The organism is Bacillus sp. FAU18 (assembly GCF_056033885.1).
Genome location: NZ_JBVYHZ010000004.1, coordinates 1604745 through 1616305, shown reverse-complemented (window position 1 = coordinate 1616305; position 11561 = coordinate 1604745). Strand labels below are relative to the sequence as shown.

Genomic DNA, 11561 nt, shown 5'->3' with positions numbered 1-11561 from the left:
AGTGACACGAAGCGTTTTTAGAAGGTTGCATAAGAAAGGGTTTTTTGCATGTACAAGAAAATGATCATTACGGTGTTCATCCTTTTCGGACTGCTGCTGCTCTCTTCTCCTTATATCAAAGGTGGAATTATAGCTTATCTTAGCAAAAGCCAGAGTGAATCGGCCTTAACTGTGGAGCAGCTGAAAAAAAATAATGAGAGAGAAGCGGAATTTGAATTTGATTCAATCGAGCCGCCTGAGTTAATGGATGCTGTAAAGGCCGGCTTTGATCACGATCAAAAAGCGGTTATCGGTCGGATAACAATTAAAAGTGTTGATCTGGAGCTTCCGATCGTAAAAGGCACAACCAATGAAAATCTTTTGATAGGGGCGGCAACAATGCGCCCGGATCAAAAAATGGGTGAGGGAAATTATCCGTTGGCGGGCCATCATTTGAAGCAAAAGAATCTTCTGTTCGGACCTCTGGAAAACATAAAAACAGGTGCCCAAATTGTCATCACGGATTTTAAAAAGGATTATATCTATTCTGTAACATCGAAAGACATCATATCGGAAATGGATGCAGATGTAGTTGAGGAGACAAACAAAAAGGAGATTACGTTAATCACATGTGACAAGGCGGTCAAAACCGAAGGGCGCCTCGTTGTGAAAGGGGAATTGGTTGATTCTTTTGGCCATACAAATTAAATATGGAAAAGAAAAGCTGCCGTTTAAAACGGCAGCTTTTTTCATGCAGAACATATCTATTCTAAATGTCTATTGTGATGCTCTTCGGTTCTGAGTCTGTTTTGGGGAACATGCCCCCTCATATTTATAATTTTTGCTTAAATGCCTCAATGAGTTTTGTTCCTGTATAGCCCTCTTTTACAAGGGACTCGAGAATGGTTTCAGTGCCCTGCTGTTTTCTTGTGACCATTTGTCCGTAGAGTAAAACCTGGATGCTTTCTTCCAGCTTGACGATATTTTTCACTGCTGCTGTCAGCTGGGCGGGGCGATTGCTTTTTTTCGTGATCGTTACAAATACTTTGGCTTCAGATTGGCTGTTTTGAAGCTGTTCAAAAAAAGACAGATGTTCTTTCTGTACAAGCGCCTCAATCAGCCAGTGATTTTCACCGTCTTCTTTATTTATAATCAGTCCGTCAATAAGGGGAAACTGTTCAATTGATTGTTCTTCCTTGTCCACTCGTTCCACATTCAGGTCAACCAGTTTAAAGGTTTTCATTTCTTCTCACCCCGATTACTTCCAAAGTTTTCTTGCCTTCCATTATAACATAAACGTTTTCGAGGAAAAAATCCTGCAATGTTGGGGCTAAAGAATTTTGTATGAGCGAAACATTTAATAATTTCTATTTTTTCATTATACTGTAACTGACTATGGATTACGGAGAGATGTGGTATGAATCAATTTCGTTTAAAAGAAATTTATATTGACGGCGTTCCTTCTGAAAGTCATTTGATTCAAAAGGAAGTAACATATATGTTAAGCCGTAAAGAAGTGTTTGAGGTTCATCTGAACAAAAAAGGAAGAATAAGTTTTTTATACGAAACACAAGATGGCATGGAGCAGTATAAAATCAAGCTGTCAATGCCGGAAAAAAAATTGAGCTTTCAGTGGTTTGCGTGGGATGGCTCTTCCTATGTGCGCATGAATACGCAAAACTGGCTGACAAAGCAAATCTTTTTCCGATTTTTAAAAAGTACATATTTCTTCAAAGGAAAAAAGCAAAAGATGTTTTTAGCTGAAGGAAAAATGAAAACGAAAGATAAAAACAGAGGCTGAAAGCCATTTTTAAGCGTTTTTCTTTTCTTGTTGCATCATTTACAATACATACAACCGCAAGGAGAGGAGGAATTGCATGTTCAATCAGGTCATGCTTGTCGGACGTCTTACAAAAGATCCTGATCTTCGCTACACTTCCGCCGGTGCGGCAGTTGCACATGTTACGCTCGCGGTGAACCGCAGCTTCAAGAATGCTTCAGGTGAAATCGAAGCTGATTACGTCAATTGCACACTTTGGAGAAAAACAGCTGAAAACACGGCGTTGTATTGCCAAAAAGGTTCTCTCGTCGGCGTAAGCGGACGGATTCAGACAAGAAGCTATGAAAACGCGGAAGGCGTTAACGTGTATGTAACAGAAGTGTTGGCTGACACTGTTCGTTTTATGGACCCTAAACCCCGGGAAAAAGCTGCTGATTGACACCCCCTGCTCCTCCCGTTATCTATCCATTCACTATTATCCGGATCTTCGCATCATCCCCTCAAAATTGACCAGTCGACCAGACTGGTTCTTTCTTTTTGTCTACTTAGGAAAAATTGGTTCTCTCGACGCATTTTTACTTAAAATCACTTATTAATGTTGAATAAATTTAGATAAAAACTTATAATTGCTTATAAATGATTGCTGAGAAAAGGAATGAGGGCGTGTACCAAGAAGAAAGATTAGTAGCGATTTTGGATTTTTTAAAACAGCATAACCGAATTACAACGGAGCAGATCTGTACGCTCCTGCAAGTGTCAAGGGATACAGCGCGACGAGATCTTGTGAAACTTGAGGAACAGAATGCCATCATCCGCACAAGAGGCGGCGCCATTTTGCCGACTGCGCATCAGAAAATTCAAAGCTATTCCGGCCGCCTGAAAACAGTGTCTGAGGAAAAAAATAAAATCGGCAGGCTTGCAGCATCGCTTATTCATGATGGTGACCGGGTGATTTTAGACGCCTCTACAACTGTTCAGGCATGTGCAAAGCATTTGAATGCGGTTGATTGTACGGTAATCACCAATTCGATTAATCTTGCGGATGTGCTGTCCGATAAAGAGGGAATTGAAATTTATCTGCTGGGAGGCAAGCTGGAAAAGGAGCACCGCTTTCTGTACGGGTCCTCTGTGATTGAAAAACTCTCAAGCTACCATGTTGATAAAGCGCTGATTGGTGTGGTCGGTATTTCCGAACATGGCATTACAATTGCGCATGAAGAGGATGGCATGGTGAAGCGGAAAATGATACAGCAGGCAAAGCAGGTCATCGCGCTTGCAGACCATTCGAAGCTGGGCAGCACCAGTTTTTATCAGTATGCGGAACTGAATGAAATCGACCTCTTGATTACAGACAGGCTGCCGAATCAGGCATTTTGTGACTTGCTTGACCGAAACGGCGTTGAGCTTCTCGTGACAGAGCAGGATGAAGGAAAGGACTGACAAACGTGAAATTAATTGCGATTGACTTAGATGGAACCTTACTCAACAGCAAGCATCAGGTAAGCTTGGAAAATGAAAACGCACTGCGGCAGGCGCAGCGGGATGGCATTGAAGTGGTGGTGTCAACTGGGCGCGCTCATTTTGACGTCATGTCAATCTTTGAACCGCTGGGGATCAAAACATGGGTCATCAGTGCAAACGGCGCCGTCATTCACGATCCCGACGGCAGGCTTTATCATCACGAAACGATTGATAAGAAACGGGCGTATGATATTCTCTCATGGCTTGAGTCGGAAAACTATTATTATGAGGTATTCACAGGTTCAGCGATTTATACTCCGCAAAACGGCAGAGAACTTCTTGATGTTGAGCTGGACAGATTCAGAAGCGCAAATCCGGAAGCGGATCTTTCTGTCCTTAAGCAGGCGGCCGAGGTGCAATACAGCCAATCGGGCTTTGCTTACATTAACTCCTTTCAAGAGCTGTTTGAAGCCGATCAGCCAATCGATTTTTATAATATTCTCGGCTTTTCTTTCTTTAAAGAAAAGCTTGAGGCAGGCTGGAAAAGATATGAGCATGCCGAAGATTTGACGCTTGTCAGTTCGGCTGAGCACAACTTTGAGCTTTCTTCCCGCAAAGCTTCCAAGGGGCAGGCGCTGAAGAGGCTTGCAAAACAGCTGAATATTCCGCTCGAGGAAACCGCTGCTGTAGGTGATAGTTTAAATGACAAATCGATGCTGGAGGCTGCGGGAAAAGGTGTAGCGATGGGCAATGCCCGGGAAGACATCAAATCGATAGCCGATGCTGTCACCTTAACCAATGACGAACATGGTGTCGCACATATGATGAAACATTTGTTGTAAGTATATGTGCTGCCACAAAAGCGCATCCTGTTGATAACCGGCGTAACGGATTTTTTGGAAATTCGGCGTGACGGCTATGTACGGAAAAAAGCTGGCTCTTTTAGAGCCAGCTTTTTTAGTCATGATTATTGCGCTGTAGCGCTTAATGTAAACAGTTCTTCGAGCTCCTGTGTGGAAAGCTCGGTAATCCAGTTTTCACTTTGGATAATTTGATCGTTCAGGGTTTGCTTGGATTCAAGCATGACATCAATTTTTTCTTCGATTGTTCCCGTCGTAATCATTTTATGAACGTGGACAAAGCGCTCCTGGCCTATGCGGTATGCACGGTCAGTCGCTTGATTTTCAACCGCCGGGTTCCACCATCTGTCATAATGGATGACGTGATTGGCGGCGGTCAAATTAAGTCCGGTGCCTCCAGCTTTGAGTGAAAGAATCAGTGTCGGATATTCTTTCCTCTGAAATTTCTCAACAAGTGTATCCCGCTCTTGCTTGGAGAGACTCCCATTTAAAAATTGCACAGGTTCCCCGAACGTTTTTTCAAGCAGCCGCTTCATCATGTTCCCCATCTGAATGTATTGCGTGAAAATTAGGCAGCTTTCGTTTTGGGCGCGGATCGCTGTCATCAGTTCCAGCAATTTTTCGAGCTTGACTGATCTGCCGGCAAGCAGCTCGGTTTGCTCCTCCTTTAAATAAAGCGCGGGATGATCGCATATTTGCTTGAGCCGTCCAAGCATGCTGAGGATCAGCGCTTTTCGCTGCATGCCGGTCAGGGATGTCATATGGTCAAAAGTGTCTTTAACGAGCTGCTCATAAAGGGATGCCTGCTCGGCTGACAGCGGGATAAATTCTTTTTCTTCCAGCTTCTCAGGAAGATTAAGCGCGACCTCTTCATCCCGTTTCGTCCGGCGGAGAAGGAATGGCCGGATTAATTGCTGAAGCTGTCCGATTCTCTTTTCGTCCCGGTCTTTTTCGATCGGCAGCACATAGCGTTTATGGAAGCCGGTCAAACTGCCGAGGTAGCCTTTATTCATAAAGTCAAAAATGGACCACAGCTCAGTCAGTCGGTTTTCCATCGGCGTGCCGCTCAGCGCGATATGGTGAAGCCCCTTCAGCTTCCTGATTGCGCGTGATTGCTTCGTATGCGCGTTTTTAATATTTTGCGCTTCATCAAGGCAGATCGTGTTCCATGTCACAGAAGAAAGCTCTTCAGTATCGGCATGTGACAGTCCATATGAAGTGAGCACCACGTCTGCGTTTTCATAATGCGCGGCGAAATCATCACCCTTTGGCCGGCGCGGCCCATAATGGAGCGCGACAGACAGATCAGGGGCAAAGGTTTGAAGCTCCCGCTGCCAGTTGCCAAGTACGGATGTCGGCGCAATAATCAAATGAGGCGTTTTTTGCCGGCCGCTTTCCTTCACGTGAAGGAAATAGGCGATCATTTGAATCGTTTTCCCAAGCCCCATATCGTCAGCCAGACAGGCGCCAAAACCGCTTTCCCGCAGAAACAACAGCCAGTTCATGCCGTATTTCTGATAAGGGCGGAGCGTTCCTTTGAAAGAAGGACTGACTTCGTGTTCCGGCAGGTTTTCCGCGGCAGTGAGCTTTCGAATCAGTGACCTGAGCTGTTTAGACAGATCAAACTGAATGCCGGCGAAAGCGGATGTATCAATCAGATCCGAATCCTCAAGTCCGCCCTCCTGCTGATCCATTAGCTCGCGCGCCAGAATATCAGACATGTGGAGTCCCTCTGATTCTGCTTTTTCCATCAGGCGTTTCATCTGTTTGATAAACTGCGGATCGATTTTAACCCATTGCCCGCGGATATTAACAAGGCGCCTGTTGCTGGCGACAAGCTCATTAAATTCAGCCTCAGTCAGTTCAATTCCATTTGTCGCAAACCGCCAGTTGAAATCAAGCAGTGCATTCATGCCGACAAATGACTCGCCGCGCGGGGAGGAAGACACCTTTGCTTTCAGCATCATGTTGCTGTCTCTGACAATCTGCCACCAGGACGGCAGGAGGATTTCTACCCCCATATCGACAAGCGTCTCACTTGCTTCTGACAGGAAGATCCAGGCTTCTTCCTCCGAGATCAGCGTTGTCCCAGAATCAAACGACAGCCACGGAACCGTTCTGTGAAAGCGGTCCTGCTCACGCGCGATTTTATCGCTGTACGCCTGCCACGATTTTTTGAGGCTTTTCAGTCCGTCAAAGAATTCTACAGCGCCGCTCTTTTTATCGCGTAAAAACATCTCGATCTTCCATTCGTCTCCGTCAAAGTCTGGTTCATTTAAGCGCAAGCCGACAGTAAATGGAGATTGGTCGTCAATCCAGCCAATGCCTTCCAGAAAATCCTCTTCATCAAGAAAATGGCCGCGGAATGACGTAACCGCAGGCGATTTCTCCTTGATATGTTCCCATTTCTCCCGCAGGTCATCGTCGTATTGGATGTAATCCTGCACGGCAGCGGAAAACCATTCCGCAGTAAAGCCTTCCAGTATATTATCGCGGTCCTTCCAGCGAAAAACACCGTTTGTCCATGCGTCATAGTCAGGCAGAAAATCGCCGTCCGCGATAAATTCATAGATGGTCGATGCCGCCTCGATCAGCGGCTCCGTTTCTTCTGTAAGCTGCACGGAGCTGAATGAGTTGAACGAGTTTTTGCCGAGAAGCTCTACAGTCATCCATGGAGATAGCAGGACAGCAGTCGTCCCGATGAAGCTGACATCCTCTAGAAAGGTTCCGTAAAATGAGGATTCATGCCATTGGAACAAATGCTTTTTCATATGGCTGTAGGGAAGAGGCTGCTCATTTTCATCAAAGGCTGAGAGCGTAAATGACCCATCTTCCATTTGTTCGACGTGGATGAGAATTTCTTTAAGACTCGCCATCAATCAACTTTCCTTTCTGCAGTTCTTCTTGAAGCGCACGCAGGCGCTTGTAATGCGAGCTCAGCAGCTGAATATACCGCTCCCACACCTTCTGCTTTTTCGCTTTTTTGTACAGGGTGCGCAATTTTTTCAAATACCGGGCGGCTTCCTTGTACGAGCTGCGGTTCTTCTGATCAATGAAAAAAGCCACTTCTCTATGGTAAGCCGGTATAAGCGCCTCAGGGTCGCTCGCTGCAATTTCCTTGAGCATCATTTTATCCATTTCATTGATGGAAAAGCCGACAAGGCTATGAATTTCAATCCACTCGGCATAGCGTTTTTTTTCATATAAATGATGGCTGTATTCTGTGAACGTATACGGCAGACAGCCCGCGGCAAAGCGCTCAAACAGCGCTTGATCATTGGTTTGCTTCACATAGGCATTCAACAGAAGGAACAGCTCGCCGATCACATCGCGAATCTCTTTAAACGGCTTATCAAGCTTCGTATAACCCATCGCAATTGGCTCAATTTGCTGGTACCATTTTTTAAGCCGTTTCCAGTCCTTCTTGGCAGTCATTTCACTCAGCCATTGGAATGTATAAGGGAGCGCTTCTGGCGGGAATTGATCTGTTTCCGCAAAAATAACGTCATCATTCTTTTGCAGGAATTCCAAATGCAGGCGGCCGAATTGTAATTCAGGAGAAAAACGCCGTCCGGCTTCTTTTTTCAAAATCTCCTGTTCGCGCGCCACCCATTTTGGCCGTGGCAGAAGTGCACTCCAAATTTCACCGAAGATGCGGATGCGTTCATATTGAAAAATTTCTTCTTTCAACAGCAAGTTTCGGATAACATCCGGTGTTTTATCCAAAAACGGATCAAGCGCAAAAGACAGCGCGTATGTTTTTAATTTATCAATAGAGCTGTAGATTGTATCCATCAGCTGTTCAACGTACGGATTGAGGGAATAAAAATCTTGTTCGGGGTTCAGCTTGCCCGCTTCAATCAATGTGAACATGCGAAGCCAAACCGCAATCGCGGAATGAATCTGGTATAGGCTTTTCAGCTCCGGCTTGTTCGGCGCATGTTTTTTTAATGCGGACAGGTAGCCGTAATAGAGGCCCTGCATGTTTTGGCTGCCTTCTGGCGTACGTGCCTGCCAGAGAGAAAACTCTGAATCAAAAAAAGCAAGCCAGCTTGAAAGCGATTCTTCATTAGGCAGCACCTTTTCCTGAAACTGGCGGCGGACGAGCTCTTTGCTTTCCTCAAGCTTTTCCCTCTCCAGCCAATACTCTGTAAAAGTACCCACTCGCTCGAACATTGCATATACATATAAAAACACAGCCAGCATATGGCGGCAGATTCTTCCGGACGGACATGAACAGCCGCTTTTGACTATGACAAACAAGTTCAATGTGACCCGCACAGGCACAACATCCTGCACGTAAGCCGTAACTTCCGTCGGACTCACTGCTTGTAAACGATAGACTGAATCCTGCCGATATAAAATAAGGGCTTTTTTGATCAGCTGAACATTTTCCTCATTGTAAGGAAGAAGTTCTTTTAGCTGTTCAGCAGACGCCAGCACATCGTCTTTGGAAATCATATTCTGAAGCATGATTATCGCTCCTAACCGAGTCACGTAATAAAAAGATCCAATTTCTCTATTATATCGCAACACATCGGCCTTAAAAAGTTTTTCCTAAAAAAGGACATAAAAAATGGAATGTGTCGAATGATGTATTAGAGATTGCAAATTGATAACCAGCATCATATAATAATCGTGTTTTCAACTTAATGGAAGCTGAAAGGAAAAAAAAGATGAGTGAAAAGAAATTGAATCAAGAAGAATTTCTGAAAATTTTGATGCATGCACATGAAATTGGTGAGCAGTCATCTGAGATGACGACGAAGGAAATGCTTGAAAATTTGATTTCTCATATTAAAAATGGATATGCAACATAAAAATCCCGCACGCCTTTAGCGGGATTTTTTTATGCGAGATTACGTGACTGCACGAATAAGAGAAAAAGAGACAGCGCTGTCAACACAGTGAATATAGCGCTTACATAAAAAGTACTAACATAACGAATTGTAAAAAAATGTCGAATTATGTCACGTGAAAAGCTGGAGAAATGCGGTTTCAACGTTGTATAATCATAAATGGAAAAGGATGTTATAAGAGATTTGGAGGTATCATGGGAGAATCTACTAGCTTAAAAGAGATATTATCAACGTTAACAAAACGCATACTTTTGATTATGATTGTAACCGCAGCTGCCACTGCTGCCGGCGGACTCATTAGTTTCTTCGCACTTACACCCATCTATGAAAATTCAACTCAGATTCTGGTCAACCAATCGAAAAATGAACGAAAAGAAGTCCAATTTAACGATGTCCAAACCAATCTTCAGTTAATCAATACGTACAATGTCATCATTAAGAGCCCTGCCATCTTAGATGAAGTCATTAAAGAAATGGGCCTGTCGATGACATCCCAAGAACTGAATGACAAAATTACCGTATCCAGCGAACAGGACTCCCAAGTGGTCAACATATCAGTCAGGGATGAAAACGCGGAAACAGCGGCTCATATTGCCAATACTATAGCATCTGTTTTTCAAAACAAAATCACATCCATTATGAATGTTGACAATGTCAGCATTCTGTCAAAAGCCGAGGTTTCAGAACATCCGTCCCCTGTATCGCCAAAGCCGCTTCTAAACATTGCCATCGCGTTTGCAGCCGGATTGGCGGGAAGCATCGGACTGGCCTTCCTGCTTGAGCATTTGGATAATACGATCAAATCGGAAGAGCAGCTCGAATCCTTGCTGGACATACCTGTTTTAGGGACAGTTTCCACCATTGCGAATGAGCAGAAAACAACAAAGACCTTACAGGGTTTCCAATCTGAAAAAACGGGGAGTGGACATTTTGGCGCTTAGAAAAAGCAGAGACTCGTGGATGCGGAGAAATGTCATTGCAATGACAGAGCCGAAATCCTTGAACTCTGAACAATATCGGACGATTCGCACGAATATAGAATTTGCTTCAGTGGACCGGCAAATGAAATCAGTCATGATTACATCGGCTTGTCCGGGGGAAGGAAAATCGACAACGGCCGCCAACCTGGCTGTCGTATTCGCCCAACAGGGAAAAAAAGTGCTCCTGATTGATGCTGATTTGCGAAAACCAACAGTACATACGGCCTTTTTTCTTGAAAATACGGTTGGCTTAACATCTGTTTTATTAAAGAAAAGCTCTATGGAGCAGGCTGTACAAGCATCGAATGAAAAACATCTTGACGTGCTGACGAGCGGCCCGATCCCGCCAAACCCGGCCGAGCTTCTCTCCTCGAAGTGGATGAAGGAGCTTGCATACGAAGCGTGTGCGGCATATGATATGGTCATTTTTGATACGCCGCCTATTCTTGCCGTAGCAGATGCACAGATTTTAGGCAACGTGGCAGACGGTTCTGTTCTGGTTATTTCAAGCGGGAAAACAGAAAAAGAACAAGCCGCAAAAGCGAAAGAGGCGCTTGAAACGTGCAAAAGCAAGCTCCTTGGGGCGATTATGAACGGCAAAAAGCTTTCGAAGCACTCTGAATACGGATATTACGGAAACAAGGACAATTTCATGCAAAATAAATAACGTGCATCGTGCCCGTTATTTATTTTTGCGAAAAAAGGGGGGCTAGGACATGATCGATATTCACTGTCACATTCTTCCTGCAATGGATGACGGGGCAGGTGATTCGGCTGACAGCATAGAAATGGCAAGAGCCGCTGTTCGTCAGGGAATCCGGACGATCATTGCGACACCTCATCATAACAACGGTGTGTATAAAAACGAGCCAGCCGCAGTCAGAGAAGCAGCAGATCAGTTAAACAAACGTTTAATCAAAGAAGACATTCCTTTACATGTGCTTCCGGGACAGGAAATCAGAATCTACGGCGAGGTGGAACAAGACCTTGCCAAACAGCAGCTGCTTTCGCTTAATGATACAAAATACATCTTGATTGAGTTTCCGTTTGATCACGTTCCCCGATATGCGGAGCAGCTTTTTTATGATTTGCAGCTGAAAGGATATATTCCGGTTATCGCCCATCCTGAACGCAACAGGGAAATTCGCGAAAACCCGTCCTTGCTGTATCATCTTGTGGAAAAAGGAGCAGCATCTCAGATTACTTCAGGAAGTCTTGCGGGGACCTTCGGCAAGCAGCTGAAAGCATTTTCTCTCCGGCTAGTTGAAGCCAATTTGATCCATTTCGTAGCCTCAGATGCCCATAATGTGAAAACGAGAAATTTTCACACTCAAGAGGCTCTTTATGTTCTAGAGAAAGAATTCGGCTCGGAACTTCCTTATATGCTGACGGAAAATGCAGAGCTTCTCCTGCGGAATCAGACCATCTTCAGACAGCCTCCGCAACCGGTCAAAAGAAGAAAATTGTTTGGTCTTTTTTAACAGCCGATTCTCATTTCACCACTTTCTTTTTGAGAGCGATATAATAGTGTATTGTATGGTTGAATCACATTTCAGAAATCTGTACAGGCTGTACCCGACAGGCTATGCGGGAGATCATTCGCATTCATGATAGGATGTTCTCATACGATATTACGGAAGCT

Annotated in this window: 12 protein-coding genes; 9 read left to right on the top strand and 3 right to left on the bottom strand. The window is 44.6% G+C overall.

What is annotated here, in order from left to right; all coding sequences use genetic code 11:
* The first annotated feature begins 48 nt into the window (after nucleotides 1–48).
* Nucleotides 49–687, top strand: coding sequence for a class A sortase (locus AC0OMU_RS19380; RefSeq protein WP_181220245.1), 639 nt, complete (start codon nucleotides 49–51; stop codon nucleotides 685–687).
* A gap of 124 nt (nucleotides 688–811) precedes the next feature.
* Here AC0OMU_RS19380 and AC0OMU_RS19375 read toward each other — a convergent pair whose 3' ends face one another.
* On the bottom strand, nucleotides 812–1222 hold the full coding sequence (locus AC0OMU_RS19375) for a YwpF-like family protein (protein WP_003227794.1): 411 nt from the start codon (nucleotides 1220–1222) through the stop codon (nucleotides 812–814).
* A gap of 174 nt (nucleotides 1223–1396) precedes the next feature.
* Between AC0OMU_RS19375 and ywpG the strand changes: the two genes are divergently transcribed.
* The 4 genes from ywpG to ywpJ all read left to right on the top strand — a co-directional run bounded on the left by ywpG (nucleotide 1397) and on the right by ywpJ (nucleotide 4062).
* Nucleotides 1397–1780, top strand: a complete 384-nt coding sequence (gene ywpG / locus AC0OMU_RS19370; RefSeq protein WP_003227796.1) for a DynA interaction protein YwpG — start codon at nucleotides 1397–1399, stop codon at nucleotides 1778–1780.
* Nucleotides 1781–1856: 76 nt separating this feature from the next.
* Complete coding sequence (gene ssbB, locus AC0OMU_RS19365) at nucleotides 1857–2198, top strand: single-stranded DNA-binding protein SsbB (RefSeq protein ID WP_014478203.1); 342 nt, start codon at nucleotides 1857–1859, stop codon at nucleotides 2196–2198.
* Nucleotides 2199–2422: 224 nt separating this feature from the next.
* The gene (gene glcR, locus AC0OMU_RS19360) at nucleotides 2423–3199 is read left to right on the top strand and encodes a transcriptional regulator GlcR (protein ID WP_251217759.1); all 777 of its coding nucleotides are present in this window, start codon (nucleotides 2423–2425) and stop codon (nucleotides 3197–3199) included.
* 5 nt (nucleotides 3200–3204) lie between these two features.
* Entirely contained in the window at nucleotides 3205–4062 is an 858-nt protein-coding gene (ywpJ, locus tag AC0OMU_RS19355; protein ID WP_017696583.1) for a phosphatase YwpJ, read from the top strand.
* Between the two features lie 125 nt (nucleotides 4063–4187).
* Here ywpJ and AC0OMU_RS19350 read toward each other — a convergent pair whose 3' ends face one another.
* Nucleotides 4188–6956 carry a DEAD/DEAH box helicase gene (locus AC0OMU_RS19350; RefSeq protein WP_063334789.1) on the bottom strand — a complete coding sequence of 923 codons (2769 nt, stop codon included), beginning with the start codon at nucleotides 6954–6956 and terminating at the stop codon, nucleotides 4188–4190.
* Nucleotides 6943–8553: an SWIM zinc finger family protein gene (locus tag AC0OMU_RS19345; RefSeq protein ID WP_474241429.1), complete on the bottom strand. Its 1611-nt coding sequence runs from the start codon at nucleotides 8551–8553 to the stop codon at nucleotides 6943–6945. Before AC0OMU_RS19345 ends, AC0OMU_RS19350 begins: the two co-directional genes overlap by 14 nt.
* Before the next feature lie 203 nt (nucleotides 8554–8756).
* Between AC0OMU_RS19345 and AC0OMU_RS19340 the strand changes: the two genes are divergently transcribed.
* The 4 genes from AC0OMU_RS19340 to AC0OMU_RS19325 all read left to right on the top strand — a co-directional run bounded on the left by AC0OMU_RS19340 (nucleotide 8757) and on the right by AC0OMU_RS19325 (nucleotide 11400).
* Nucleotides 8757–8900 carry a YwzD family small protein gene (locus AC0OMU_RS19340; RefSeq protein ID WP_003242876.1) on the top strand — a complete coding sequence of 48 codons (144 nt, stop codon included), beginning with the start codon at nucleotides 8757–8759 and terminating at the stop codon, nucleotides 8898–8900.
* 233 nt (nucleotides 8901–9133) lie between these two features.
* A complete protein-coding gene (gene tkmA, locus AC0OMU_RS19335) occupies nucleotides 9134–9880 on the top strand; it encodes a protein-tyrosine kinase activator TkmA (protein WP_474222337.1) in 747 nt (248 codons plus the stop codon).
* A complete protein-coding gene (gene ptkA, locus AC0OMU_RS19330) occupies nucleotides 9870–10586 on the top strand; it encodes a tyrosine-protein kinase PtkA (protein WP_042975530.1) in 717 nt (238 codons plus the stop codon). Before tkmA ends, ptkA begins: the two co-directional genes overlap by 11 nt.
* 49 nt (nucleotides 10587–10635) lie before the next feature.
* Nucleotides 10636–11400 (top strand): tyrosine-protein phosphatase, encoded by a 765-nt coding sequence (locus AC0OMU_RS19325; RefSeq protein ID WP_047183314.1) that lies wholly within the window; start codon nucleotides 10636–10638, stop codon nucleotides 11398–11400.
* Nucleotides 11401–11561: the final 161 nt, after the last annotated feature.